This is a genomic window from Streptomyces sp. Je 1-4 4N24, from assembly GCF_026239515.1.
Lineage (GTDB): Bacteria > Actinomycetota > Actinomycetes > Streptomycetales > Streptomycetaceae > Streptomyces > Streptomyces nigrescens.
In genome coordinates this window covers 4,602,787-4,628,793 of record NZ_CP110836.1, presented here as the reverse complement: position 1 = coordinate 4,628,793, position 26,007 = coordinate 4,602,787, and the positions used below count along the sequence as shown (strand labels likewise).

At 68.2% G+C, this 26,007-nt stretch carries 21 protein-coding genes; 7 read left to right on the top strand and 14 right to left on the bottom strand.

Annotated features, from left to right (window positions below):
- Positions 1–63: 63 nt before the first annotated feature.
- The 5 genes from SLV14N_RS20060 to SLV14N_RS20040 form a co-directional block, all read right to left on the bottom strand.
- Complete coding sequence (locus SLV14N_RS20060) at positions 64–1,011, bottom strand: zf-HC2 domain-containing protein (RefSeq protein WP_263270500.1); 948 nt, start codon at positions 1,009–1,011, stop codon at positions 64–66.
- A complete protein-coding gene (gene sigM, locus SLV14N_RS20055; protein WP_263270499.1) occupies positions 1,008–1,703 on the bottom strand; it encodes an RNA polymerase sigma factor SigM in 696 nt (231 codons plus the stop codon). The genes SLV14N_RS20060 and sigM overlap by 4 nt, the downstream gene beginning before the upstream one ends.
- Positions 1,704–1,917: 214 nt before the next feature.
- Positions 1,918–3,639 (bottom strand): serine/threonine protein kinase, encoded by a 1,722-nt coding sequence (locus SLV14N_RS20050; protein ID WP_263270498.1) that lies wholly within the window; start codon positions 3,637–3,639, stop codon positions 1,918–1,920.
- 107 nt (positions 3,640–3,746) lie between these two features.
- On the bottom strand, positions 3,747–5,960 hold the full coding sequence (gene murJ, locus SLV14N_RS20045; protein WP_263270496.1) for a murein biosynthesis integral membrane protein MurJ: 2,214 nt from the start codon (positions 5,958–5,960) through the stop codon (positions 3,747–3,749).
- 46 nt (positions 5,961–6,006) lie between these two features.
- Positions 6,007–8,262 (bottom strand): DUF6049 family protein, encoded by a 2,256-nt coding sequence (locus SLV14N_RS20040; RefSeq protein ID WP_263270494.1) that lies wholly within the window; start codon positions 8,260–8,262, stop codon positions 6,007–6,009.
- A 249-nt stretch (positions 8,263–8,511) separates the two neighbouring features.
- Here SLV14N_RS20040 and SLV14N_RS20035 point away from each other — a divergent pair, with 249 nt between their 5' ends.
- Positions 8,512–9,987: a CCA tRNA nucleotidyltransferase gene (locus tag SLV14N_RS20035; RefSeq protein WP_263270493.1), complete on the top strand. Its 1,476-nt coding sequence runs from the start codon at positions 8,512–8,514 to the stop codon at positions 9,985–9,987.
- Between the two features lie 89 nt (positions 9,988–10,076).
- Here the strand turns inward: SLV14N_RS20035 and SLV14N_RS20030 are convergent, their stop codons facing one another.
- The 4 genes from SLV14N_RS20030 to SLV14N_RS20015 form a co-directional block, all read right to left on the bottom strand.
- Entirely contained in the window at positions 10,077–10,661 is a 585-nt protein-coding gene (locus SLV14N_RS20030) for a hypothetical protein (RefSeq protein ID WP_263270492.1), read from the bottom strand.
- A gap of 113 nt (positions 10,662–10,774) precedes the next feature.
- Positions 10,775–12,034, bottom strand: coding sequence for an MFS transporter (locus SLV14N_RS20025; protein WP_263270491.1), 1,260 nt, complete (start codon positions 12,032–12,034; stop codon positions 10,775–10,777).
- Positions 12,035–12,112: 78 nt separating this feature from the next.
- Positions 12,113–13,195, bottom strand: a complete 1,083-nt coding sequence (locus SLV14N_RS20020) for an inositol-3-phosphate synthase (protein WP_018092113.1) — start codon at positions 13,193–13,195, stop codon at positions 12,113–12,115.
- 46 nt (positions 13,196–13,241) lie between these two features.
- Complete coding sequence (locus SLV14N_RS20015; protein WP_018092114.1) at positions 13,242–13,922, bottom strand: PadR family transcriptional regulator; 681 nt, start codon at positions 13,920–13,922, stop codon at positions 13,242–13,244.
- A 589-nt stretch (positions 13,923–14,511) separates the two neighbouring features.
- On the opposite strand from SLV14N_RS20015, the gene SLV14N_RS20010 reads away from it, so the two are divergent.
- On the top strand, positions 14,512–16,941 hold the full coding sequence (locus SLV14N_RS20010) for a transglycosylase domain-containing protein (RefSeq protein WP_259670433.1): 2,430 nt from the start codon (positions 14,512–14,514) through the stop codon (positions 16,939–16,941).
- Positions 16,942–17,061: 120 nt separating this feature from the next.
- Entirely contained in the window at positions 17,062–18,543 is a 1,482-nt protein-coding gene (locus tag SLV14N_RS20005) for a glycosyltransferase family 87 protein (RefSeq protein WP_208682391.1), read from the top strand.
- A 92-nt stretch (positions 18,544–18,635) separates the two neighbouring features.
- Here SLV14N_RS20005 and SLV14N_RS20000 read toward each other — a convergent pair whose 3' ends face one another.
- From SLV14N_RS20000 to SLV14N_RS19990, 3 genes are all read right to left on the bottom strand, one after another.
- Entirely contained in the window at positions 18,636–19,667 is a 1,032-nt protein-coding gene (locus SLV14N_RS20000) for an alanine racemase (RefSeq protein ID WP_018092117.1), read from the bottom strand.
- Positions 19,668–19,730: 63 nt separating this feature from the next.
- Complete coding sequence (locus tag SLV14N_RS19995; protein WP_208682387.1) at positions 19,731–20,849, bottom strand: peptidoglycan bridge formation glycyltransferase FemA/FemB family protein; 1,119 nt, start codon at positions 20,847–20,849, stop codon at positions 19,731–19,733.
- Between the two features lie 123 nt (positions 20,850–20,972).
- Positions 20,973–21,290 (bottom strand): hypothetical protein, encoded by a 318-nt coding sequence (locus SLV14N_RS19990; RefSeq protein WP_208682385.1) that lies wholly within the window; start codon positions 21,288–21,290, stop codon positions 20,973–20,975.
- Positions 21,291–21,518: 228 nt separating this feature from the next.
- Between SLV14N_RS19990 and rpsF the strand changes: the two genes are divergently transcribed.
- From rpsF to rplI, 4 genes are all read left to right on the top strand, one after another.
- Positions 21,519–21,809, top strand: a complete 291-nt coding sequence (gene rpsF / locus SLV14N_RS19985) for a 30S ribosomal protein S6 (RefSeq protein ID WP_006604399.1) — start codon at positions 21,519–21,521, stop codon at positions 21,807–21,809.
- An 82-nt stretch (positions 21,810–21,891) separates the two neighbouring features.
- Positions 21,892–22,482, top strand: coding sequence for a single-stranded DNA-binding protein (locus SLV14N_RS19980; protein WP_208682384.1), 591 nt, complete (start codon positions 21,892–21,894; stop codon positions 22,480–22,482).
- Positions 22,483–22,592: 110 nt separating this feature from the next.
- On the top strand, positions 22,593–22,829 hold the full coding sequence (gene rpsR, locus SLV14N_RS19975; protein WP_003978893.1) for a 30S ribosomal protein S18: 237 nt from the start codon (positions 22,593–22,595) through the stop codon (positions 22,827–22,829).
- An 18-nt stretch (positions 22,830–22,847) separates the two neighbouring features.
- On the top strand, positions 22,848–23,294 hold the full coding sequence (gene rplI / locus SLV14N_RS19970; RefSeq protein ID WP_018092121.1) for a 50S ribosomal protein L9: 447 nt from the start codon (positions 22,848–22,850) through the stop codon (positions 23,292–23,294).
- A 79-nt stretch (positions 23,295–23,373) separates the two neighbouring features.
- Here rplI and SLV14N_RS19965 read toward each other — a convergent pair whose 3' ends face one another.
- Positions 23,374–24,243: a serine protease gene (locus SLV14N_RS19965; RefSeq protein WP_263270486.1), complete on the bottom strand. Its 870-nt coding sequence runs from the start codon at positions 24,241–24,243 to the stop codon at positions 23,374–23,376.
- A 41-nt stretch (positions 24,244–24,284) separates the two neighbouring features.
- Complete coding sequence (locus SLV14N_RS19960) at positions 24,285–25,622, bottom strand: MATE family efflux transporter (RefSeq protein WP_263270485.1); 1,338 nt, start codon at positions 25,620–25,622, stop codon at positions 24,285–24,287.
- Between the last annotated feature and the right edge of the window lie 385 nt (positions 25,623–26,007).

Genomic DNA, 26,007 nt, shown 5'->3' with positions numbered 1-26,007 from the left:
ACCCCACCCAACGGATCCTACGGGGCGAGCATTCCCGGAGTGTCACAGCGCACTTCTCGTTGATCAGTCTCGCTGGAACGAGTGCGACAGCAGGACCTTCCCGGGAGCCGGCGGCGTGGCAGAGACACAAGAGGAAGCGATGACATACGCGGTGACGCGCTGGGGATTGGCCGGAGCCGGCAGCACTACGAGGTAGGCGTCCTGGCCCTGGTAGCGGGTGTGGCGGGTCGCCAGCGGGCTCTCAGGACGTTCGATGGCATGGCGGACGCAGGACGGGATGGTGTCGGCGCTACCGCGCATCGGGGTGTCGGGAGTGCTCCGGGTGCTGATGTCCGGGGACTTGTGTGAGCCCTTGGACTCCAGCAGATCGTGGACATGTGATCCGAGGCTGGCAGCGGTCAGGGCGCCCGCGCCGCCAGTGGTCTTCTCGGGCGTGGCGGTGGCTCGGTCCTGGTTGCTCGCCTGGGTGCCGTCGACGGCGGCGTTCTGGATGAGAAGCCCGCCGAAGCTGAGGACTGCCGCGGCCGCTGCGGTGCCGAGCAGAATCCGCGGCCAGCGCCGCGCACGGGACGCCCGGCCCCCTGGCGTCTGGCGTCCCGGTCCGGAGGAGCCCCGGGGGCGTCCGGCGGGCCGGGCGGACGGCGTTCCTCGGCGGGGAGCCTCATCGTCGGTTTCACGTGAAACCACGACGGGGACGGTGGCTGTTTCACGTGAAACAGCCACCGTGGCGACGGGAGTGGTGGCGTCCAGCAGCGCTTCGGCGGCGAGGGCGGCATCGATGCGGCCGGCGACATCGGTCGGCATCCGCAGCGGTCCGGGGAGCGTGCCGAGCAGTGACCGGATTTCCTCCAGGGACGCATAGACGTCGTTGCACAGGGGGCAGGTGGCGAGATGGTCGCGTAGTTCCGCGGTGCGCGAGGGGGAAAGTAGCCCGTCCGTGAGTTCGGAGATCTCGGAGACCTCCGGGTGCTCACCCGTGGGGTGCTCACCCGTGCCGGTCGTCGACGTCACGCTCGCCCACCTCCGCCCTTCACGGCACCTGTGTCCTTCGGCCCTGCCGTCGGTGGGACGGATGTCCCCTGCGCCCGGTTCCTTCCCCCGCTCACGGGTTTGCTATCCCCGTTGTCGGCGCGCAGATGGGTGACCAAGGGGAGGAGCCGAGCCCGGCCTCGTGCGCAGCGGCTTTTCACCGTTCCGGTCGGGATTTCGAGGATCGACGCGGCCTCCGCGACGGGGTACCCCTGCATATCGACGAGGACGAGCGCGGCCCGCTGCTCCTCGGGAAGGGTGCGCAGGGCGCTGACCAGTTCCCGGTGCAGATCCTGGCGCTCGGCGGGCGCCGCGGCGGATTCCTCGGGTTCGAGCAGCTGCTCCAGCCGCTCGGTCTCGGCAACCGGTGAGGTACGTCGCGAGGCGGTCTTACGGGCCCGGTCCAGACAAGCATTGACCGTGATGCGGTGCAGCCAGGTCGTCACGGCGGACTGTCCGCGGAAGGTGTGGGCGGCACGATAGGCGGAGACCAGGGCGTCCTGGACGGCGTCGGCGGCTTCCTCGCGGTCACCGAGGGTGCGCAGTGCCACCGCCCAGAGCCGGTCGCGATGGCGCCGGACTATCTCCCCGAAGGCATCGGGGTCGCCTTTCACATGCAGGGCAAGGAGATCGGCGTCGGTTGGTGTCGAAGCCTCGTCGCTGTCGGTGGACACGGGCCCCCCGGCCGTAGCTGCCTGATCTCGGTCCCATTCAAGCCCGCCAGGTCACGAAAGTAAATGCTGTCGAAAAGCAGCGATCAGCTGACGTGGGCGGATATACGCCGTTCTCGCGTGGTCTCGATCCGTACCGGAGTGGAGACCCTATGCGTGGGGGCCCCGGCCGGATTCCGGACCGGAGCCCCACAGTCGTGCCGTGCTCACCACTTGCTCAGCTGGTGAAGGACACCTCTGTCACACCCTGCCGGTAGCCGGGGTCGGTGTACCCGTCACTCGGCGCAAACGGCATCGCGGTGATCCATACGACGACAAAACGCGTGTTCGCCGGTTTCTTCAGCTTGATCTTTGCGACCGACCCCGAGGTATCGCCCGTGCCGAGCCGGCGCATGGAGCTCAGTGGCTCCGACGGGGAGAGCGAATGGGCGCCGTAAAGCGTGATGGTTGTGCGCTTGCCGACGAAGTGAAGTCCGATCGACGCGCCGCTTATCTGCCGCTTCGATCCGAGATCGTAGACGAGGCCAACGCCCTTCTTGAAGGCCGGATTCAGCGCAGGGCCCTCGTGATAGCTCTTGCTGCCCCAGAAGGTGCTGGGGTCCCCGTCGTATGTGTCCTTTGCCTGATCCGCGTGCTGCGGCTGGCCGTCGGGGTAGTACTCCCCAGCGTCCACGATCTTGATCGGCTTGCCCGTGGGCTTCTTGGCCGCGCCGCCGCTCGTCTGCGAGTTACCCGGGTCCTCCTGGTCGCTCTCCCGCTTCAGCAGAGTGTCCGCCAGCTGCCAGCTGCCGAGCCCCAGCGCCGCGATCAGCAGCGCCGAGACGGACCACTTCAGGGCCCGGCCGGTGCGGCTCTGCAGCGGCGACGGAGGCGGGGTGACCGGCTGCGTGGCGTGCGGTGCCGGCGCTCCGTGGGCGGACGACTGCCGATAGCTGCCCTGTTGGTAGCCGGTGCGCTGGTACGGCGGCGGGGCGTTGAACGCCGTCTCCGGGGGCCGGATGCGCGGCATGGCCGCGACGGCCTTGGCCAGCTCCTCAGGGGTGGTGCACGGCTGCTCCTGGCGGGAGGCCGTCGCGCCATCGTTGATCAGCGCGCGCATGGCCAGCTCGGACAGCCCGCGGTGAACTCCGGCGCGCACCTGGTCGGGCGCGATCAGCCCGACACCCTTGGGCAGGCCGGTGAGGCCATGGGCGTCGTTCTCGTACGGCCAGCGCTGGGTCAGCGCGGCGTAGAGCAGCGCGCCGATCGCCTCGGTGTCCGTGCGCTGCGGGGACTCGCAGGTGATGCCGCGCAGTGCCGCCATGACGGCCAGGCCGCGGATGCGGTACTGCCCGGACTCCGTACGCAGCACCGAGCCGGGGGTGATCCGCAGATGGGAGAGACCCTCGCGGTGCGCGGCGGCCATGGCCTGGGAGACCTGGCTGACGAGCTGGTAGGCGTCGTGCGGCTCCAGCGGGCCGTTGGCGAGCACCGTCGTGAGCTCGGTGGCGTCCGGCAGCCACTCATGGACGACGTAGACGAGGTCGTTCTCCTCGACGGCGTCCAGGACCTGGACGAACCGGGGGTCACCGAGCAGCGCCGACGAGCGGGCGGCGGACAGCACCGGCCTGGCTCTGGGATGGTCGGCGGGCAGGATATGCACACCGACGGCGCGGCGCAGCATCTCGTCGACCGCACGCCAGCTGCTGAATCCGTCCAGACGGGTGACGCACTCTTCGAGGCGGTAGCGTCTGGCAAGCTTGTGGCCGCTGTGCAGCTCCGGTGGCTGGGCTTCGATCGCCTCGGCACGCTCCTCATCGGTGCCTGCGGCGTCCTGTTCCCTGCCGGATACCTTCTCGGCCTTAGCACCGTCGTCCGTGGCCTTACCCGCCTTGGCGGTCAGCGGTTCCTCACCGCTCGTGTCAGCCACGTCGACGGCAGCCGTGCTCCGTTCCGCCACCGTCGTTCCTGCCTCCCCATCCGTTGCAGGCTCAATGAGCCAAGACAATTGTGCCCACAGTCCGCCACTATGCACGACACACGGTGGCAGTCGATGGTTGTGCTCAACTAACGTCCAAGCTTCGACCGGACCATGCCGACCAGGGCGTTCAGTTCCTCGATGCGCATTTTGCGTGCGGCTACGTAGAACACGGCCAGAAGTGCGGCAGCACCGGCGACCAGTGCGGCGATCGACCCCAGGAACCCGCTGCCGAGTGTCTGCATGATTCCGTACACCACGGCCCCCGAGATGATCGTGGCAGGAATGCTGGCGCCGGCCAGCCGTGCGTAGGTCCGGACGACATGAGCGGAGTCGAGGTCGCCGTCCATGCGCTTGCTCAGACGACGCCAGGCCACACCGACGCCGATGATGTACGCCAGGCCGTACGAGGCGGCCATGCCCACCACGGCCCAGCGCGCGGGCAGGATCAGGAAGCAGAGACCGGAGGCCACGGCGTTGACGGCGGCGACGATCACCGTGTTGTAAAAGGGGGTCCGGGTGTCCTCGTACGCGTAGAAGGCGCGCAGGACGACGTACTGCACCGAGAACGGGATCAGACCCACACCGAAGGCCATCAGCATGTAGCCCATCGGGATGCCGGCGCCGGACGAACCGTAGACCAGCGTGCACAGCGGGATGCCGAGGGAGAGGAAGCCGAACGAGATCGGGACGATGGCGACGGCGGAGGTGCGCAGGCCCTGCGAGATGTCGTCGCGGACGGCTCCGGTGTCGCCGTCGTGTGCGGACCGGGCCAGCCGCGGCAGCAGCGCCGCCATCACGGAGACGGTGATGATCGCCTGGGGCATGTTCCAGATCAGCTGTGCGCTGGCGTACGAGATGAAGCCGGTGCCCGGGTGCCCCTGGTCGTTGGCGGTGTTTCCGGCCCAGGTGGAGAGCTGGGTGACGACCAGGACGCCAGCCTGGTTCGCGAGCACGAACAGCACCGTCCACTTGGCGAGCTTGGCGGCCTTGCCCAGGCCGTGGCCGCGCCAGTCGAAGCGGAGCCGGAGCTTGAAGTCGGCGTCGCGCAGGTACGGGATCATCGCCAGCGCCTGGACGACGAGCCCGAGGAGGGTGCCGATGCCCAGGAGCCGGATGCCCTCGTCCGGGATGGTGGTCACGCCGATGTGCGAGGTCTCCGCCGTGCCGTAGACCCAGATGAACAGGCCGAAGGTGGCGATCATGACGATGTTGTTGAGGACCGGGGTCCACATCATCGCGCCGAAGCGGCCGCGGGCGTTGAGGATCTGTCCCATCACGACATGCAGACCCATGAAGAAGATCGTGGGTACGCAGTAGCGGGTGAACGCGACGGCGACCTCGTTGGCCGCCGGGTCGCGCGAGATGTCGAAGGAGACCAGCTTCACCAGCAGTGGCGCCGCGACGACCGACAGGACCGTTAGCACGCCGAGGACCACCATGACCAGCGTCAGCAGCCGGTTGGCATAGGCCTCGCCGCCGTCGTCGTCCTCCTTCATCGCGCGGACCAGCTGCGGGACGAAGACGGAGTTCAGACCGCCGCCGATGGTCAGGATGAAGATCATCGTCGGCAGCTGGTAGGCGACCTGCCAGGAGTCACCGAGCACCGCACCGCCGAGCGCCGCGACGATCAGTGCCGAGCGGACGAAGCCCGTGAGACGCGACACCATCGTGCCGGCGGCCATCACCGCGCTGGACTTGAGCAGACCGGAGGCCCGGCCACCGGAGGGCTTGCCGGCCGCCGCCACGGGGGCGGGCTCCGGCTCCGGAGCGGGCTGCTGGGGCACCGCCTCCGGGCCGGGCGCCGCGCCGGCCGTCGCGGGCCCGGGAGGCACCGGAGCGGGCTGCTGGGGCTCGTAGTGCTGCTGGTCCCGGTAGAGATGCGCGAAGGCGTCGGGCTCCGGACGCTCGTTGGAGGCGTGGGTCCTCAGATGGTCGATGCCCAGGAGCTGTGTCGTCGCGTGGTCATCGCCGTACGGGAGGTGAGGGACCGGCCCCTGCGGCTCGGGTGGCGGGGGCGGGGCCCACTGCTGCGGGTCGGGCGTGTGCCGGCCCGCGGCGGGCTGCTGGTAGAGCGGGGGCGCGGGCTGTCCCGGGGGCGGCGGGGGGTGTGCGGCGCGGTCGTAGAGCGCCTCGGTCACCGGGTCCTGAGCCGTCGGGTCCTGGGCGCGGAACGGATCGTTGCGGTAGGCATCCTGGACGTAGGGGTCCTGGTCCGCGGGCAACGGGGGCGTCGGAGGGACCGGGCCTGTGGGGTCGCCATTGGCGCCCCGGCCCCGGTCACCGTCGTACGGCGCATTCATCGCTGCCCCACCTCATCCGTCGCCGGCCGTCCGGCCCCGCTATCTATCAACGGTCCACTTTCTCACCTGAGCCGGACGGGCCGGAGCTTTCCGATCCGGTGTCCGGCGTGGGGTCACTCGGCTGCTCGGGCTCGTCGCCGTCCGTGCCGCCGTTGTCGCCGTCCGTACCTGTGTCGTCATCGGGACCCTCGCCGTCGGACCCGTCCTCCGCGCGCTGGGCGGCCCCCCGCTTGCGCTGGAGATAGATCCGCACCCCGGCGAGGACGAGCAGCAGCACCCCGCCGGCGATGACGAGCATCACCGTGGCGGTGATCTCCGTGACGTTCACCTGGAACATCATGGGCTCACCGTAGGGCTTTCCGTCGGCCGTGTAGAGCTGGGCGGTCACCCAGGCCCGGCCGTTGGCGTTCGCCGTGGTGGCGAACTTGAACGACTGGCTGTGGCCGCCGTCCACTGTGATCTGCTGCGCCTTGCCCGCATCCAGACGGTTGGGCTGGGACGAGGTCAGCTTCAGCGTCATGTCCTTGACGCCCTGGACCAGGTTGTTCTGGACCGTCACCGGAATCGTGGCGCTGCGCCCGGAGAGCGTCGCCCCCGACTTCTGGATCAGGTGCACCTTCTTGGTCAGACCGTCGAGGTAGCTGCGGACGGAGTGCCGGAATCGTGCGGCACCGGAGGCATCGCCGCGCCATTCCGTCGACATCTCCCGCATTATGGCGCTGCCGAACGGGGTCACCACACGCTCCGGCTGGGCCAGGATCACCCGGTAGTCGTCCAGCGCGGCCTGGGTGCCCTGGATCTGCCGGAAGGCGCTGGTGGGGAGTTCCTGGCGGCGCAGCGAGGACGGATAGGCGGCACCGCTCGGCACCTGGCGGGTGGCCGAGCGGTCGGGCTTGGCCTTGGCCGCCTTGCCGAGGCTCAGCGGCTGGGTCCAGCTCCCGGAGTCGTCCAGCGTCCGCAGCGCGGTGGCCATGGCGTGGGCCTGGCTGACGGACGGCATGCGCTGCGGCGCGACGACGATGCTGCGCTGCCGGTCGGGGTCCTCAAGACTGATCATCTGGGTCTGTGCGACGAAGTCCTGGACCGCGTGGGCGGAGTTTCCGGCCTTCGACATATCGCCTTCGAAGGCCCGCGAGAGCTGTGCATCCGCCACGATGGCCGTGTTGCCGCCACCGATGGGGCGGGCCGCCGTCGGGGTGTAGGACAGTCCTCCGGTCTCCCGCAGGCTGTCGCTGCGGGTGATCACGTTGTGCGCACCGGCCGAGGTCGCGACATCCACGACCGAGGAGTCGATCGCACCGTCGACGGGCCAGGCGAAGTCCGTACGCGGCTTCACGCCGAGGATCGTGTCCACGGTCGTCTCGGCGAGGTCGGTGGCCGGGCCGAGGTGGCTGAGCGCGCTGGGCACGCTCTTGCCGTGATGGGCGAGCGAGGCGAGGTCGGGGTCGGCGAAGGGCAGCGCGACGACCTCGTGCGACTTGACCGCTTCTTCGAGCTCGTGCAGCCACTGCTTGGCGACGGCCTGGTTCTTGCCCATGGGGCCGTCCGGGCCGTTCACCCGGTACGACTTGGTCATCGCGTCGACGGTCGCGAGCAGGTCGGGATCGATGACGAAGGTCACCGGCAGGTTCTTGCCGAGCGCGACCATCTGCTGCAGCCGGCCTCCCGGCGCGAGCTCGGCAGCGAGGTCGTCGTTGCGGAAGACCGGCGTCTGCTGGGCGTCGGCGTCGGTCTCGGCGGTGAGATGGGTGGAAGAGATCAGCGGCCACAGGTACGTGAGCTGCGTCTTCTTCTGGGCGTCGGCCTCCTGCCAGGGCAGCAGCGTGCGGTCGAAGCCGAGGACCTGGTTGTAGGGCGCGGCCTGCGAGCGCCCTGACACAGAGACACCGAGCTGGTACACACCGTTCTTGTCGAGACGGAGGTCCTTGACCGGCACGCTGACGCTGAAGGGGCGGCTGACGCCGGGCTCCAGCTTGCCGATCTTCTCCGCGCTCCCGTTGATCTCCTCGCCGTCGGTGCCGGGCAGATAGCCGGTGCGACGGGACACATTGTCGATGGAGCTCCGGCCGCCGAGGGCGTCCCCGCGGTTCATGCCGACATGCGCGTTGGTGATCGTGTCGCGTCCGTCGTTGGTCAGCGTCCCGGAGACGGTGACCGTGTCGCTCTTGGCGGGAGCGGACGGGGACATCGAGTCGATGGTGACGTCGACCGTGCGGGAGCCCGTCGGGGCCGCCTGGGCGGTGGCAGCGTGCGGAACCTGGAGCAGCCCCGTGAGCAGGAGCACTCCAGTGAGCAGTGTCACGGTCCTTCGCAGCCATCGACCACGCGGCCGTTCAGTCCCCTGGAACCCTGCCGCCTCGGCCACGCGCTCGTCCGTCCCTCGTCTTCGTCAGTGGTCGTCGGAATGTGCGTCCACGAATGGTAACGAGGCCCGCTGCGCCGTAGTGCCGGGGACTGCTCCACATGATCGCGGTGCGGAGAGCCGGGCGCCCAGCCTGTCCCCTTTATTACGTGGCGCCTCGCGCTCCGCGGCCACGTACCCTGTTTTGTTGTGCCGAACGCCAACAATGACCTCCCCGCCCCGATCGCCGAGCGGACCCCGCAGTCGACGAACGCGCTGAACCATGTCCAGCGCCGAGCCGTGAGCGAGCTGCTGCGGGTGTCCCCCGTCGCGGATGACCTGGCCCGTCGATTCCAGGAGGCCGGGTTCACACTTGCCCTGGTCGGCGGTTCGGTCCGGGATGCGCTCCTGGGCCGGCTCGGCAACGACCTGGACTTCACCACCGATGCCCGCCCCGAAGACGTTCTGAAGATCGTCCGGCCGTGGGCGGACGCGGTCTGGGAGGTCGGCATCGCTTTCGGCACGGTCGGCTGCAAGAAGGCCTCCTTCGACATCGAGGTCACGACCTACCGGTCCGAGGCGTACGACCGCACCTCCCGCAAGCCCGAGGTGTCGTACGGCGACTCCATCGAGCAGGATCTGGTGCGCCGGGACTTCACGGTGAACGCCATGGCGGTGCTGCTGCCGCAGAAGGAGTTCGTCGACCCGCACGACGGTCTGGAGGACCTGGCGGCGCGTGTGCTGCGGACGCCGGGGACGCCGGAGGAGTCGTTCTCCGATGATCCGCTGCGGATGATGCGCGCGGCCCGCTTCGCGGCCCAGCTGGACTTCGAGGTGGACCCCGAGGTCTTCGCCGCGATGAAGGCGATGTCGGACCGCATCGAGATCGTCTCCGCGGAGCGCGTACGGGACGAGCTGAACAAGCTGGTCCTGGCGCCGCACCCGCGCGAGGGGCTGCGGCTGCTTGTCGAGTCGGGCCTGGCGGACCATGTCCTGCCCGAGCTCCCCGCACTGCGGCTGGAGAGTGACGAGCATCACCGCCACAAGGACGTCTACGAGCACTCGCTGACGGTGCTGGAGCAGGCGATCGACCTTGAAGAGAACGGGCCCGATCTCGTGCTGCGGCTGGCGGCACTGCTCCACGACATCGGAAAGCCGCGGACGCGACGCTTCGAGAAGGACGGCCGGGTCTCCTTCCACCACCACGAAGTGGTGGGCGCGAAGATGACCAAGAAGCGGATGACCGCTCTGAAGTACTCCAATGACCTGGTCAAGGACGTCTCGCGGCTGGTGGAGCTGCATCTGCGCTTCCACGGCTATGGGACGGGCGAGTGGACGGACTCGGCGGTGCGCCGGTATGTGCGGGACGCCGGCCCGCAGCTGGAGCGGCTGCACAAGCTCACGCGCTCGGACTGCACTACCCGCAACAAGCGCAAGGCCGGCGCTCTCTCGCGCGCCTATGACGGGCTCGAGGAGCGCATCGCGCGGCTGCAGGAGCAGGAAGAGCTGGAAGCGATCCGCCCGGACCTGGACGGCAACGACATCATGCAGATTCTGGGTATCCGCCCGGGGCCCGAGGTCGGCAAGGCGTACAAGCAGATGCTGGAGCTCCGGCTGGAGCACGGGCCCATGGAGCGGGAGGCGGCAGTCGCTGCGCTGAAGGAGTGGTGGGCCGCTCAGAGCTGAGCGTGAAACGGGCGGTGTTTCACGTGAAACAAGGAGCGGTGTTTCACGTGAAACACCGCTCCTTTGTCTTCCGGCGCGTTCGGCGTGCGCTACTTCACCGAGGTCAGGCAGATCACCATGCGGGTGTCGCCGCTCCGGCGACGGTGCACGCTCTTGGTGTAGGCCGACTCTCCCTCTGCGCACAGCGTCGGGTCCGTGGTGTCGTTGTGCACCTTGCTCACCTTGTACTGCGCTTCGGAGCTACTGCAGTCCACCACCTTGAGCCCGTCGTCGAGTGAACTGCTGGACTTCTGCACACAGTCACCGGCCTCAGCGTTCTCCGCGTCGTCCTGGCTCACGATCCAGAAGAACGCGAAGACGATCACCGCGATAACGAGCCCGATACCCCTCAGGATCGCCTTGACGGACCGGCGCTTGGCGGGCTGAGGCGGAGGCACCGGAGCTCCGCCGTGCATGGGCTGCTGAGGAGCCATTGGGTAACCCGCCGGCGGCTGCTGCCCGTACGGAGCCTGCGGCTGCGGGGGGTAGGCGTAGCCCTGGGGCTGGCCGTAGGGAGCCTGCGGTGCTTGCGGCGCCTGCGGATACGGGTTCTGGCCGTAGGGCGGCTGTCCGTAAGGCTGCTGCCCGTACGGCGCCTGACCGTACGGATTCTGGCCCTGAGGCGGCGTGGTCATGGGACTCCCCCGATTTTGATGTGTACAGGCTTGTGTAGGACGCCCGTAAGGTATCGGGTCCGGGTGCGCCCCGTTGCAGGGACCGGGGCGCTGGGCGGGCGCGGGGGCGACGCCTAACCGCGCCCCGAGCGGATCAACGCCGCGGCGACCAGCGCATACAGCACGGTCACCATGCCGAGCAGGGCGGCGGACCGCCCGTCCGGAGGCAGCATCAGGGCCGCGACTGCGGCAGCCCCGACGAAGGCGACGTTGAAGAGCACGTCGTAGATGGCGAAGGACCGGCCGCGGAAGGCGTCGTCGACCGTCGACTGGACGATCGTGTCCGTGGAGATCTTGGTTCCTTGGGTGCTCAGGCCGAGCACGAACGCGGCGGCCAGCATCGGACCCGGTGTGAAGAACAGCCCGAGAGACGGCACCAGGACCGCGCCCAGTGCCGCACAGCCCGCGATCCAGCCGAACGCGGTGAACCGCCCCACGGCCCAGGGCGTGACGAGCGCCGCCGCGAAGAAGCCCGCTCCTGACACTCCGACGGTGATCCCGAGCAGCGCCAGCCCTTCGGACTCGGTCTCGGCCCAGGAGTACCGGCACAGCATCAGCACCATGACCGTCAGAGCCCCGTAGCAGAAACGGATCAAGGCCATCGCGATCAGTGCGCGGGCCGGGATGCGCCGCTCGGCGAGATGGCGCAGCCCTTCTCTCAACCCGCGCACGGTGCTCAACAGGGCTTCCCGCAGGTGTGGTTGGAGGCGTGCGGGGTCGGGGCCGAGCAACTGTGGGGCCATGCGCAGAGTGGTCAGGGCCGAACAGAAATAGAGGGCCGCGGCGAGCAGCACGACGAAGGCGTCCACGTCCGAGCCGGCCAGCCGGACGGCGAAGGCGAGCCCGCCGCCCGCCGTCGCGGCGAGTGTGCCGGCCGTGGGGGTGAGGGAGTTGGCCATGACCAGCTGCTGTTCACCGTCGACCACGCGCGGGAGCGCGGCCGAGAGCCCGGCCAGGACGAAGCGGTTCACGGCGGTCACGGAGAGGGCCGAGGCATAGAAGAGCCAGTCCGGGACCTTCGACACGATCAGCGTCGCGGTGGCCATGGCCAGCAGGGTGCGCAGCAGATTGCCGTACAGCAGCACCTGACGGCGCCGCCAGCGGTCGAGCAGCACACCGGTGAACGGCCCGAGGAGGGAGTACGGGAGCAGCAGGATCGCCATGGCCGAGGCGATGGCCGCGGGCGATGTCTGCTTCTCGGGCGAGAAGACGACGTAGGTGGCGAGCGCGACCTGGAACACCCCGTCGGCCGCCTGGGACAGGAGCCGTGCGGCAAGGAGCGAACGGAAGTCGCGTAGCCGGAGTAATACGCGAAGGGCGCGCACAGCATGCATGAGGCACAGCCTCACACAGCCCGCAGGCCCCCGGGCGGAATACCCGGGGGCCTGCGGAGGGAGGGCGCGTCGGGCGGCTCAGCGCTCGGCGTCACCGCTGATGAACTTCTCGACGTTCTCCCGTGCCTCGTCGTCGAAGTACTGCACCGGCGGCGACTTCATGAAGTACGAGGACGCGGAGAGGATCGGGCCACCGATGCCCCGGTCCTTGGCGATCTTCGCGGCACGCAGGGCGTCGATGATGACACCCGCGGAGTTCGGGGAGTCCCAGACCTCGAGCTTGTACTCCAGGTTCAGCGGGACATCACCGAAGGCGCGGCCCTCGAGGCGGACGTAGGCCCACTTGCGGTCGTCCAGCCAGGCCACGTAGTCGGAGGGGCCGATGTGGACGTTGTCCTCGCCCAGCTCACGGTCCCGGATCTGGGAGGTGACGGCCTGCGTCTTGGAGATCTTCTTGGACTCCAGGCGATCACGCTCGAGCATGTTCTTGAAGTCCATGTTGCCGCCGACGTTCAGCTGCATCGTGCGGTCCAGGATGACGCCCCGGTCCTCGAAGAGCTTGGCCATCACCCGGTGCGTGATCGTGGCGCCGACCTGCGACTTGATGTCGTCACCGACGATCGGGACACCGGCCTCGGTGAACTTGTCCGCCCACTCCTTGGTGCCGGCGATGAAGACCGGGAGTGCGTTGACGAACGCGACCTTGGCGTCGATGGCGCACTGGGCGTAGTACTTGGCGGCGTCCTCGGAGCCGACAGGGAGGTAGCAGACCAGCACGTCGGCCTGCGTGTCCTTGAGGACCTGGACGACGTCGACCGGGGCCTCGGGGGACTCCTCGATCGTCTGGCGGTAGTACTTGCCCAGGCCGTCGAGGGTGTGACCGCGCTGGACCTGCACGCCGGCGTTCGGCACGTCGCAGATCTTGATGGTGTTGTTCTCGCTGGCGCCGATGGCATCCGCGAGGTCGAGCCCGACCTTCTTGGCGTCGACGTCGAAGGCAGCCACGAACTCGATGTCACGCACGTGGTAGTCGCCGAACTGCACGTGCATGAGGCCGGGCACGCGGCTCTTCGGGTCGGCGTCCTTGTAGTACTCGACGCCCTGTACCAGCGAGGCGGCGCAGTTGCCCACGCCGACGATGGCTACGCGAACCGAACCCATTCCGGTTGCTCCCTGTGTTCTCGATGAGGACCTGCACAGCAGAGCCTCATGTGGTGGTGTCATCGGACGGATCCGGCCGGGTACCACCCCGGTGCCGGGGCAGGCCGCCCGTATCTCCTGACTGGTTCTTCTTGTCCTGCGCTGCGGAGCCCGTGGGGCGCTGATCACGCCCGGCGCGCTCGCTCTCGATGAGCTCGTTCAGCCAACGGACTTCGCGCTCCACGGATTCCATGCCGTGCCGCTGCAGTTCGAGGGTGTAGTCGTCCAGCCGCTCGCGGGACCTGGCCAGGGAGGTGCGCATCCTCTCCAGGCGCTCCTCCAGCCGGCTGCGGCGGCCTTCCAGCACGCGCATCCGTACGTCCCGCGAGGTCTGGCCGAAGAATGCGAAGCGGACGCCGAAGTGCTCGTCCTCCCATGCATCCGGCCCGGAGTGGGCGAGCAGCTCCTCGAAGTGTTCTTTGCCCGCCGGTGTCAATCGGTAGACGATCTTGGCGCGGCGCCCGGTCAGAGCCGCGGGGGGTACGCCCTCCGGGGCGCCGTCCGTCTCCTCGATCAGCCAGCCGCTCGCGACCAGCGCCTTGAGGCAGGGGTAGAGGGTGCCATAGCTGAACGCACGGAAGACCCCGAGCGAGGTGTTGAGCCGTTTTCGCAGCTCATAGCCGTGCATCGGGGACTCGCGGAGCAGGCCGAGGACAGCGAACTCGAGGACGCCGGAACGTCTGCTCATCCTCCGCCTCCTTGGTCCGGTGCGCTCTTTATGTCGTGCTGATGTATCGACTCGATACATCCAGACGATAGAACGGCCACCTGGGCGGAACAAGAGGGGGCACGGTGAACGGCATCACATCACCGAATCGTTCTCATCAACCTGACTGATTTGGAGTGAATTTCAACACTGGGCAGGTTTTGGCCGTGCGTAGTCTGTGCGGCATGCAGACTGCCGGGAACCGTGGGCCGATATCTGGCGTCCTCGTCCTCGGTGTAGTGCGGCTCGCGCCTCAGGAGCGGGTCGTGCATCGGGGGGACCTGAAGACAACTGCCGCCTTCAGGCGACGAGATAGCGCGCCTGCCCGAGGAGTATTCGTTCCATGAGCGAGCACCGTCGCAAACCGCCACAGCCGCAGAGTGGCGGACGTGCCGCGGCCCGACGCGCCGCACAGCAGCCATCGGGGCGCCGTGCCGCCCCTTCCCGTGGCTCCGCTGCCGGTTCTGCCGCCCACTCCGAGCCGTCCGGCCACGAGCCGCGGCAGGGTGGGCGTGCCGACGCCCGTAGAGCCGCCCAGCGTGGTGGCCGCCGGCGGTCGTCCGATGCCGCGATGGCCTCCGGCGATGGCGCCGGGGGCCGTGGTGGCGGTGGCCGTCGGGGCGGTGGCGGCGGTGGTCCCGAGGGAGGCCGTGGCCGCGGTCGCGGCGGCGGGAAGCCTGCCAAGAAGCGCTTCATCGACTACCCGCGGGCCAACCGGGTCGGCTGGCGGCGCTTTGTGCCGTCGTGGAAACAGGTCACGACCCTGTGCGTCGGATTCATAGGGCTGATCGTGGGTGCCTCCGGCGTCGCGCTGGCCCTGGTGCACGTGCCCAGCGAGAGCGACGCCGCCAAGTCGCAGAACAACGTCTACCTCTGGGCCGATGGCAAGGTCATGGCGCGTGACGGGGAGACGAACCGACAGAACGTCACGATCAACGAGATTCCGCTCGAGATGCAGAAAGCGGCGATCGCCGCGGAGAACGCATCGTTCCGGACGGACTCGGGCGTGGACCCGATGGGCATCGCACGTGCGCTGGTCAACATGGCCAAGGGCGGCGAGACCCAGGGCGGATCGACCATCACTCAGCAGTACGTGAAGAACGCGATGCTGAGCCAGGAGCAGACCCTTGACCGTAAGTTCAAGGAGCTGTTCATCGCGATCAAGGTCGGCTGGTCGAAGAGCAAGGACCAGATCCTCCAGGGGTATCTGAACACCAGCTACTACGGCCGCGGGGCGTACGGGATCCAGGCAGCGGCGCAGGCGTACTACGGAGTGGACGCCGAGAAGCTGGACGCGAACCAGAGTGCCTTCCTGGCCACCGTGCTCAAGGGTGCGGATCTGTACGACCCGGCGGGCGGTACCAGCCCGGGGGCCACGCGGGCGGCGAACACCCAGCGCGCCAAGGCGCGGTGGTCCTGGATTCTCGACCGGGAGGTCGAGAACAACCTCCTCTCCAAGGCGCAGCGGGACAAGTTCCGGGGGCACTTCCCCATGCCGCATCTGCCGAAGCCGGTGGCCAGCAAGAGCGGTCAGATCGGCTACATGATGGACACCGCGAAGAAGTACGTGCTGAAGCACTCGGGTCTCAGCGAAGCCCAGTTCGACAAGGGCGGCTACACGATCCACACGACCTTCAGCTCGAAGAAGACCAGCCAGCTCGAGTCCGCGGTCAAGAATGTCAACAAGCGGTACATCGACCCGAAGAAGCGCGCCAAGGACAAATTCGTCCAGTTCGGCGGTGCCTCAGTGGTGCCGGGCGACGGCAAGATCGTCGCCCTGTACGGCGGCGAGGGCTACGACAAGGGGCACTTCAGCAACAACGCGGACACCTTCGGTGTGCCGGTCGGCTCGACCTGGAAGCCGTTCGTGCTCGCGGCGGCGATGAAGAACGGAACGGCCAAGAGCAACGGGGTGCCGATCAGGCAGGACAGCCGCTACAACGGCGACGACCACCTCAAGGTGAAGGACGCCGAGGGGGGGTACGTCAAGAGGAGGGACGGCTCGTTCTTCTTCCAGGAGAACGAGAGCGACCATCCCTGGGGCTATATCTCGTTGACCAAGGCGATGGAGCAGTCCGTCAACACTCCGTTCGTGCAGCTCGGTATGGATGTCGGGATGTCGAAGGTCCGGGACATGGCACAGGCCGCGGGTATCTCGGAGGGAAGCTTCGACAAGAACCTGAACCCCTCCTTCGCGCTGGGCACCTCCACACCGAGCGCGATTCGTATGGCCGATGCCTATGCCACGTTCGCCCAGTCCGGGACGAAGGTGGAGCCGTATTCCGTGACGCAGGTGACGTACAAGGGCCGGGACCTCGACGGCTTCGAGAAGCCCCAGAGCGAAACGGCGATGGATGCCAACATCGCCAACAACGTGACCAAGGTGCTGGAAAACGTCATCGACAACGGCACGGCCAAGGAAGCCAAGAAGCTGAACATGCCGGCGGCGGGCAAGACCGGCACCACCGACGAGAACAAGTCGGCCTGGTTCGTGGGCTACACCAAGCAGCTGTCGACGGCCATCACGATGTTCCGTGAGGACGCGGGGAATCCGCGCCAGCTGTCCATGAACGGTGTCGGTGGCTTTGACTCGATCCACGGTGGTGCGCTGCCCACCGAGGTGTGGACCGAGTACATGCTGCAGGCGATGAAGGGTGTCACCCCGGAGTCCTTCCCGCCGGCCACGCCCGTCGGGCAGCGGTTTGACCAGGAAGGCATGCCGACGCCGACGCCGACTCCCACGCCGTCGGACACTCCGTCGAGCTCGCCGTCGGAGTCTCCCAGCGAGTCCGTTCCCCCGACGAACTCTCCGAGCCCGACTCCGACAGACAGCTGCTCCCCCTGGGATCTGGAATGCCGGAACAGCGGTGGGGCGAGTACTGGCGGAGGTAACGGAAATGGCGCGGGTGGTCCCGGAGGTGGCCCCGGCGGCACGAGTCCGACGCCAGACCCGACGGATGCGACAGACAGTGGAGGCTGGCTCGGCGGCCCGAACGGCTGACCGTTTCACGTGAAACGCTGAATGTTTCACGTGAAACGTGGAGCAACGAAGCCCTCGCCCGGTTTGCCCGGGCGGGGGCTTCGCCGTCTTCTGCCCGTGGGCGTACGGCAGGATGGGGCCATGACGAGCGTGCGACGGGACGATCCGGTACGGCCGACGAAGCGGGATGAGGTGGCGGCGGCCGGCAGCGAGCTGATCGGGGGGCCTCTCGGCCGCCACGCACTGCTCGGGAGGCACTGGCTGACGCCGGTGCGCATCATCGCGCTCGTCGCCATCGGCATGTTCGCACTCGGCATGGTGCAGAAGCTGCCCTGCTACAACGGCGGCTGGTTCTTCGGCGCCACGACCCAATACACGCACGCCTGCTACTCCGACATCCCCCATCTCTATGCGGGGCGGGGCTTCGCCGATGGGCTGATCCCGTACTTCGACCGGCTGCCCGGCGATATGGAGTATCTCGAGTACCCCGTGCTCACCGGCGTCTTCATGGAGGTCGCCTCCTGGATGACTCCGCACTCCGGAAGCATCCAGCACCGCGAACAGATCTACTGGCTGGTCAACGCCGGCATGCTGATGATCTGCGCCGCTGTCATTGCGGTGTGTGTGGCCCGCACCCACCGCCGCCGCCCCTGGGACGGTCTCCTTGTCGCCCTGGCGCCCGCCTTCGCCCTCACCGCCACCATCAACTGGGATCTGCTGGCCATCGCCCTGACGGCCGCCGGGATGCTGATGTGGTCACGCAGCCGTCCGCTGGCGGCCGGCATCCTCATCGGGCTGGCCACCGCGGCGAAGCTGTACCCGGTGTTGCTGCTGGGCCCGCTGCTGGTGCTGTGCTGGCGCGCAGGCGCCTGGCGCGCGTTCCGGAGGGCGCTGACAGGTACGGTCGCGTCCTGGCTCGTGGTGAACCTGCCGGTGATGATCACGCATGATGCCGCGGGCTTCCACATCCGGGAGGGCTGGGCGAAGTTCTACACGTTCAGCCAGGAACGGCCCATCGACTTCGGTTCGATCTGGCTCCTGATCTCGCAGCGCACCGGCAACCCCCTGGAGAACGCCAACACCTACGCCACGCTGCTGATGATCGTGGGCTGTGGCGCCATCGGCCTGCTGACGCTCTACGCACCGCGTCGGCCGCGCTTCGCGCAGCTCGCGTTCCTCGTCGTCGCGCTGTTCATCCTCACCAACAAGGTCTACTCGCCGCAGTACGTCCTGTGGCTGACCCCGCTCGCCGCGCTGGCCCGGCCGCGTTGGCGGGACTTCCTGATCTGGCAGGCCTGCGAGGTCATGTACTTCCTGGGGATCTGGACGTACCTCGCCTACACAGGAAGCGGCGACAAGCACCAAGGACTGCCGACCGAGGGCTACCAACTCGCCATCGCGCTGCACCTCTTGGGCACGCTCTACCTGTGCGCCCTGGTCGTACGGGACATCCTGATGCCGGAACGCGATGTGGTCCGCAGGGACGGGGACGACGATCCCTCGGGCGGAGTCCTGGACCGCAGCTCCGATGTGTTCGTGCTCGGACGGGCCTACCACCGGCCCCGGCACGCGGTGCAGTTCCAGGCGGCGCCCCAGGTGCGCTGGGGCGTCGCACGGGAGTGATTCCGGCCCCAGGCCCCAACGCATCAGGCCCGGTCCCGCAGAAGGCGTCTCTGCGGCACCGGGCCCTTGTCTGTCTGCGTCGTGGCTCCGGCTCAGCGGTCCACGAGGCGGTCGAACTGTGTGGTGGTGTGCCGCAGATGGGCCACCAGCTCCTCGCCGACCTGCGGCTGCGGGGCATCCCCCGGCACGAACAGGATCGACACCTGCATGTGCGGGGGCTCCGCGAACCAGCGCTGCTTCCCGGCCCACACATACGGTGCGAGATTGCGGTTCACGGTTGCCAGCCCGGCCCGGGCCACGCCCTTGGCACGCGGCATCACACCGTGCAGCGCCTTGGGCGACTCCAGGCCGACCCCGTGCGAGGTGCCGCCCGCCACCACGACCAGGTAGCCGTCGGAGGCCGCCTTCTGCTGGCGGTAACCGAAGCGCTCGCCCTTGGCGATCCGGGTGACATCGAGCACCGAACCGCGGTACTCGGTGGCCTCGTGGTCGCCGAGCCACAGCCGGGTACCGATCCGCGCACGGAAGCGCGTCTGGGGGAACTGCTGCTGGAGACGGGCCAGTTCATCGGCCTTGAGGTGGCTGACGAACATGGTGTGCAGCGGGAGGCGGGCGGCGCGGAGCTGGTCCATCCAGCCGATGACCTCTTCGACCGCGTCGGAGCCGTCGGTGCGGTCCAGCGGGAGGTGGATCGCGAAGCCTTCGAGCCGGACGTCCTCGATGGCCGTGGCCAGCTTCGGCAGGTCCTCCGGCTTGACGCCATGGCGCTTCATGCTGCTCATGACCTCGATGACGACCCGGGCGCCGACCAGGCCCCCCACGCCTTCGACCGACGACACCGAGCGGATCGCCCGGTCGGGCAGCGGCACCGGCTCCTCGCCGTGGCGGAACGGCGTCAGGACGAGCAGATCGCCGCTGAAGAAGTCCTTGATGCGGGCCGCCTCGTAGGTCGTCCCGACCGCGAGGATATCGGCACCGAGGCGGGTCGCCTCGTCGGCGAGGCGCTCATGGCCGAAGCCGTAGCCGTTGCCTTTGCAGACCGGGACCAGCCCGGGGAACTGCTGGAGAACGCTCTGCTGGTGCGCCCGCCAGCGCGCGGTGTCGACGTAGAGGGTGAGCGCCATGGCCGGGCCCGGAACCTTTCTCGTGGCTGGTGTCTCAGGGTGACGAACGGTGCGGTGGAGCGGTCAGCGGCGCGCCATGTAGAGGTCGAACGCCTTGTGCAGAAGCTTGTTGAGCGGGAAGTCCCACTCACCGAGGTACTCCGCTGCCTGCCCACCTGTGCCGACCTTGAACTGGATCAGGCCGAAGAGGTGGTCGTTCTCGTCGAGCGAGTCGCTGATGCCGCGGAGGTCGTAGACCGAGGCGCCGAGCGCGTAGGCGTCCTGCAGCATCTTCCACTGCATCGCGTTGGAGGGACGGACCTCACGGCCGATGTTGTCCGAGGCCCCGTAGGAGTACCAGACGTGCCCGCCGACGACGAGCATCGTCGCGGCCGACAGGTTCACGCCGTCATGGCGGGCGAAGTACAGCCGCATGCGGTTGGGGTCCTCGGCGTTGAGAGCCGACCACATGCGCTGGAAGTAGCTGAGCGGACGCGGCCGGAAGTGGTCACGCACCGCGGTGATCTCGTAGAGACGCTGCCACTCGGCCAGGTCGTCGTAGCCGCCCTGGACCACCTCGACACCGGCCTTTTCGGCCTTTTTGATGTTGCGGCGCCACAGCTGGTTGAAGCCCTTGTGGACCTCTTCCAGCGAACGGTCGGCCAGCGGCACCTGGAAGACATAACGCGGCTGTACGTCGGCGAAGCCGGCGCCGCCGTCCTCGCCCTGCTGCCAGCCCATGCGGCGCAGCTTGTCGGCCACCTCGAAGGCGCGCGGCTCGATGTGGGTCGCCTCGACGTCCCGGAGTCGCTTGACGTCCGGGTTCTGGATGCCGGCCTTGATCGCCTGCGAGTCCCAGCGGCGGATGATGACCGGCGGGCCCATCTTCACGGTGAAGGCGCCCTCCTGCTTGAGATGCGCGAGCATCGGCTGCAGCCAGTCCTCCAGATTCGGCGCGTACCAGTTGATGACCGGGCCCTCGGGGAGGTACGCGAGGTAGCGCTTGACCTTGGGCACCTGGCGGTAAAGGACCAGTCCGGCGCCGACCATCTCGCCGCTCGGGTCGAACCAGCCCAGGCTCTCCGAACGCCATTCGGCCTTGACGTCCGCCCAGGCGGGGACCTGCATGTGGCTGGCCGCGGGCAGACTCTGGATATATGCCAGATGCTGCTCTCGGCTGATGGTCCTCAGGGTCAGGCTCATGCGGGGCGCTCCTCGGCAGGTGTGTCCCCATGGTCGGGGCTCCGGCTCTCGCGCCGAAGCCTACTGTGACCGTGGAGCGCCCCGTCTGGGCCATACGGGCTGGGGCCCCGTATGCCGCATCGGCTAGCCGATGACACCGCCCCAGAGGCCGCCGTGTGCCAGGCCGAGGTAGAAGCCGACGGCGGCTGCGCCGAGGCCGATGATCAACAGGAAGCGCTCGCCGGTCGTCGACGAGATGAACTGACCCCACAGGCCGGTGCCGATGCCGATCAGGCCGACCCAGGAGCTGACCAGGTGCAGGCTGGGAGAGAGCGTCGTGAAGATGGCGATCGCGCCGAGTACCACGGTCACGATGGCGAAGGTGTTCTCGACGGGATGGTCCTTGCCGTCGCTGTTGAGAAGCGACAGCCAACTGCGCTGGGTCCGTGCTGCCTGTGCCATGCGGCACCTCCGATGACAGGGCGGCGCACTGTAACGCCGCTCACACCCGTTGTGTTCCAGATTGAGGGGTGGAGCGGACGGATTTCAACCGGAAGGCCTCAGGCAGGTACTCTGTACGGTCTGCGCCTATGTCTGTCCGGAGCACCGGACGGGCGTGGCGCGGAACGCATACGACCCTCCTGCCACGGAACGACCGTGGCCGCTGAGTCCAAAGGAGGTGGGTTCTACATGCGTCACTACGAGGTGATGGTCATCCTCGACCCCGATCTCGAGGAGCGCGCTGTCTCCCCGCTGATCGAGAACTTCCTCTCCGTCGTCCGTGAGGGCAACGGAAAGGTCGAGAAGGTCGACACCTGGGGCCGTCGTCGTCTCTCGTACGAGATCAAGAAGAAGCCCGAGGGCATCTACTCGGTCATCGACCTGCAGGCCGAGCCTGCGGTCGTCAAGGAGCTCGACCGTCAGATGAACCTGAATGAGTCGGTCCTCCGGACCAAGGTCCTCCGTCCCGAGACCCACTGAACGCGTCAGCGTCCAGCGGTAACCGGGTTCGAGTAGCAGCAACACCAGCAGCCAGCAGCACACCCGCCGAGAGGTTCCCCTAATGGCAGGCGAGACCGTCATCACGGTTGTCGGCAATCTTGTCGACGACCCCGAGCTGCGCTTCACCCCGTCCGGTGCGGCGGTCGCGAAGTTCCGCGTCGCGTCCACTCCCCGCACTTTCGACCGCCAGACCAATGAGTGGAAGGACGGCGAGAGCCTGTTCCTGACCTGCTCGGTGTGGCGTCAGGCGGCGGAAAACGTCGCCGAGTCCCTGACGCGGGGTACCCGCGTGGTCGTCCAGGGCCGCCTCAAGCAGCGGTCGTACGAGGACCGCGAGGGCGTGAAGCGCACGGTCTACGAGCTCGACGTCGAGGAAGTGGGCGCGAGCCTCAAGAACGCCACGGCCAAGATCACCAAGACCAGCGGTCGCGGTGGCCAGGGCGGCGGCTTCGGCGGCGGTCAGCAGGGTGGCGGCGGCCAGGGTGGCGGCGGCTGGGGCGGCGGCCCCGGCGGCGGTCAGCAGGGCGGCGGCGCTCCTGCCGACGACCCGTGGGCGACCGGCGGTCCGGCCGGCGGTGGCCAGCAGGGTGGCGGCGGCGGTGGCTGGGGCGGTAGCTCCGGCGGTGGCTACTCGGACGAGCCGCCCTTCTAGGTCCGTAGAGCTGGTCGACTCCGCGCTGTTTCACGTGAAACAGCGCCGTGGGACGGCCAGGGGCCTTGAGGGCGTCAGCACAAACTTCTTGAACTCATTGGAGAGAGACAATGGCGAAGCCGCCTGCTCGCAAGCCTAAGAAGAAGGTTTGCGTGTTCTGCAAGGAGAAGATCTCCTACGTCGACTACAAGGACACGAACCTGCTGCGGAAGTTCATCTCCGACCGCGGCAAGATCCGTGCCCGCCGGGTCACCGGCAACTGCACTCAGCACCAGCGTGACGTCGCCACGGCTGTGAAGAACAGCCGTGAGATGGCGCTGCTGCCCTACACGTCCACCGCGCGATAAGGGAAGGGTGACCGAATCATGAAGATCATCCTCACCCACGAGGTCTCCGGCCTCGGCACCGCCGGCGACGTCGTTGACGTCAAGGACGGGTACGCCCGTAACTACCTGGTCCCGCGTGGTTTCGCGATCCGCTGGACCAAGGGTGGCGAGAAGGACGTCGAGCAGATCCGTCGCGGTCGCAAGATCCGCGAGATCGCCACGATCGAGCAGGCCAACGAGGTCAAGGGCCGGCTCGAGGGCGTCAACGTGAAGCTGGCCGTCCGTGCCGGCGACGCGGGCCGCCTGTTCGGCTCCGTCACCCCGGCCGACATCGCCTCGGCGATCAAGGCTGCCGGTGGTCCGGACGTCGACAAGCGTCGTGTCGAGCTCGGTTCGCCGATCAAGACCCTGGGCGCGCACCAGATCTCCGTGCGTCTGCACGCCGAGGTCGTGGCGAAGCTCGGCGTCGAGGTCGTCGCCGCGTAATCGCAGTACCACGCCGAAGGGCCGCATCCCGTCACCGGGGTGCGGCCCTTCGCCGTGTGCGGAGCGCGGAAGGACCGCGTCAGTCCTCGTCCTGGGCTCGCTTGTAGAGCGCGGCGATGTCGTCGTCGAAGTACGCGGCGAAGGAGACATCGTCCTCGTCGCCGCCGCCTTTGTGGCCGCCCAGGACGCCGATGACCGTGCCGGTGTGGCTCTTGGGGTCGTAGTCGGCGAGCCAGGGGCTGCCGCTCGTACCGCCCTCGAAGTCGGTGCATCGGATGCGCAGCTGGGTGTCGCTGAACCTCGTGGTGCGGTTCTGGCAGGAGATCGGGGTGTCGCGGCTGGTGGGGTAGCCGGTGATCTTGACCTCGTTGTCGTAGCCACGGTCGATCCCGAGGGTGTTTCCGCCGAGGACGTCCTGGATCTCCTTGCCCTTCTTCTTGTCGAGGACGAGGAAGGCGACATCGAGGTCTTCGTCGTTGGAATTGGCCCAGCGGTCGTCGAGGATCACCTTCTTGACCTTCCACAGGCCGGTGGGCTCATCGCCGTCGCGGTAGTCGGGGGCGAAGACCAGGTCGTTCACCGGGGTTTTGCCGTCGCTGTCGAAGGCACAGTGCGCTGCGGTGATGAGCATGTTCCGGCCCGGACTCTGCACCACGCTCGCGGTGCAGAAGTGGTCGCCGGAGTCGTCCTTCTCGAAGACCGCACCGACCCGGGCGTTCTGCTCGGTACGGCGCGGGGTGTACGCATTGCCGTCATCGGCTGGTGCCGTAGCGGCGGGATCCTGGTCCTGGGGGTCCTGGCCCGCCTCGCCGGATTTGCCGAAGCTGCTGCGGCCGCCACCGCTGCTGCTGTTCGTGTCGGCTTCCTCCGTGGCGTACCCCACCACAGCAGCAGCCACGATGACGACGAACGTCAGGGGCAGCACGGAATTCCTGGCAAGCGAGCGCACAGGGTCATTATTGACACGCGCTGCGTATTACGGGAGATGCTTCAGCGGGAGGCTCCGGTCACAATCCACCGGCCCGAACGGGTGCGCAGCCACAGGGTCAGCATCCGCACGGTCATCATCAGGGCCATCGCCCACCACAGGGCGACCAGTCCGCCGCCGAGCAGCGGGACGGCCAGAGCCACCGGCGCGAACAGGGCCAGCGTCGCGACCATGGCCCAGGCGAGATAGGGGCCGTCCCCCGCTCCCATCAGCACGCCGTCGAGGATGAAGACGATGCCGGAGACCGGCTGGGTCACGGCCACGACCAGGAGCGTGGTGAGCAGCGGGCCCTGTACGGCCGGGTCGGCGGTGAACAGGGGGATGAACAGCGGGCGGGCGAGCGCGACCAGCACACCGAGGACCAGGCCCGAGACGATGCCCCACTGGATCATGCGGCGGCAGGCGGCCCTGGCGCCGTCGCGGTCCCCCGCGCCGAGGTAGCGGCCTATGATGGCCTGCCCGGCGATGGCTATCGCGTCCAGCGCGAAGGCCAGCAGGGACCACAGTGTGAGCACGATCTGGTGGGCGGCGATCTCGGCGTCGCCGAGCCGGGCGGCGACGGCGGTGGCGATCATCAGCACAGCGCGCAGCGAGAGCGTACGGACCAGAAGCGGCACACCGGCCTGGGCCGAGGCACGGATTCCGGCGGCATCGGGACGCAGCGAGGCCCCGTGCCGTCGCGCGCCGCGAACGACCACGGCGAGGTAGACCGCGGCCATGCCGCACTGGGCGATAACCGTGCCCCAGGCGGAGCCCGCGATGCCGAGGCCGGCGCCGTAGACCAGTCCGATGTTGAGCGCGGCGTTGGCGGAGAAGCCGCCGAGGGCGACGTAGAGCGGGGTCTTGGTGTCCTGGAGGCCGCGGAGCACGCCGGTGGCGGCGAGCACGACGAGCATCGCGGGGATGCCGAGCGCGCTGATGCGGAGGTAGGTCGTGGCGTACGGGGCGGCGGTGCCGGAGGCGCCGAAGGCCTCGACGAGCCAGGGGGCGGTGGGCAGCACCGCCGCGATGACGGCGGCGCCGAGCAGCAGGGCGAGCCAGATGCCGTCCATGCCCTGGCGGATGGCGGCGGGCAGATCGCCGGCGCCGACCCGGCGGGCGACCGCGGCGGTGGTGGCGTAGGCGAGGAAGACGAAGACGGAGACGGCGGTGGTCAGCAGGGCGGCCGCCACACCGAGGCCGGCGAGCTGGGGAGTGCCGAGATGGCCGATCACGGCGCTGTCGACCATGACGAAGAGGGGTTCCGCGACCAGTGCGCCGAAGGCGGGCAGCGCGAGGGCGATGATCTCGCGGTCATGGCGGCGGCCGGTGCGGCGCGGTGTCGCGGGAGCCAGGGTCATGCGCGCAATCTAATCTTCCACAGGTAAGAGATGCAAACCCTGTGCAGTCCTTACTTTCCGCTGTGTGGAGTCGTCTCCCCTGCGCCGTTTGTCGCGATCTTGAACCGCTGGCAGAAGTTTTTCTCCCCCACAGGCTATGGATGAGGAAAGTGCAGGTCAGGGGCGTGGTGGTGGGGTGATTGTGTGCTTGTCCACAGAAGTTTCCCCCGGGCCGTGCACAGGATCCGGGGACTTCTCCACAGCTGTAGGCCAGTCATCCACATGGCCTGTGGATAACCAGATTGGCGGACGGTGCCCACGGGCCTACCGTGGTCCGGCACCCGCCGCCTGTTCCGGCCTGAGACATCGTCCGAACTCGACGCGCCGTAACCGGAGTCGGGCGTCT

What these genes read in the sequence shown, in the direction of transcription:
- SLV14N_RS20005 (WP_208682391.1), top strand. Translation starts at nt 17,062, where the DNA reads ATGACGAGCGTGCGACGGGACGATCCGGTACGGCCGACGAAGCGGGAT.
- rpsF (WP_006604399.1), top strand. Translation starts at nt 21,519, where the DNA reads ATGCGTCACTACGAGGTGATGGTCATCCTCGACCCCGATCTCGAGGAG.
- rplI (WP_018092121.1), top strand. Translation starts at nt 22,848, where the DNA reads ATGAAGATCATCCTCACCCACGAGGTCTCCGGCCTCGGCACCGCCGGC.
- SLV14N_RS20000 (WP_018092117.1), bottom strand. Translation starts at nt 19,667, where the DNA reads ATGGCGCTCACCCTCTACGTCGACACCGCGCGCTGGCGGGCGCACCAG.
- SLV14N_RS20010 (WP_259670433.1), top strand. Translation starts at nt 14,512, where the DNA reads ATGGCCTCCGGCGATGGCGCCGGGGGCCGTGGTGGCGGTGGCCGTCGG.
- SLV14N_RS19990 (WP_208682385.1), bottom strand. Translation starts at nt 21,290, where the DNA reads ATGGCACAGGCAGCACGGACCCAGCGCAGTTGGCTGTCGCTTCTCAAC.
- SLV14N_RS20025 (WP_263270491.1), bottom strand. Translation starts at nt 12,034, where the DNA reads ATGCATGCTGTGCGCGCCCTTCGCGTATTACTCCGGCTACGCGACTTC.
- SLV14N_RS20030 (WP_263270492.1), bottom strand. Translation starts at nt 10,661, where the DNA reads ATGACCACGCCGCCTCAGGGCCAGAATCCGTACGGTCAGGCGCCGTAC.
- murJ (WP_263270496.1), bottom strand. Translation starts at nt 5,960, where the DNA reads ATGAATGCGCCGTACGACGGTGACCGGGGCCGGGGCGCCAATGGCGAC.
- SLV14N_RS19995 (WP_208682387.1), bottom strand. Translation starts at nt 20,849, where the DNA reads ATGAGCCTGACCCTGAGGACCATCAGCCGAGAGCAGCATCTGGCATAT.
- rpsR (WP_003978893.1), top strand. Translation starts at nt 22,593, where the DNA reads ATGGCGAAGCCGCCTGCTCGCAAGCCTAAGAAGAAGGTTTGCGTGTTC.
- SLV14N_RS20015 (WP_018092114.1), bottom strand. Translation starts at nt 13,922, where the DNA reads ATGAGCAGACGTTCCGGCGTCCTCGAGTTCGCTGTCCTCGGCCTGCTC.
- SLV14N_RS19960 (WP_263270485.1), bottom strand. Translation starts at nt 25,622, where the DNA reads ATGACCCTGGCTCCCGCGACACCGCGCCGCACCGGCCGCCGCCATGAC.
- SLV14N_RS19980 (WP_208682384.1), top strand. Translation starts at nt 21,892, where the DNA reads ATGGCAGGCGAGACCGTCATCACGGTTGTCGGCAATCTTGTCGACGAC.
- SLV14N_RS20020 (WP_018092113.1), bottom strand. Translation starts at nt 13,195, where the DNA reads ATGGGTTCGGTTCGCGTAGCCATCGTCGGCGTGGGCAACTGCGCCGCC.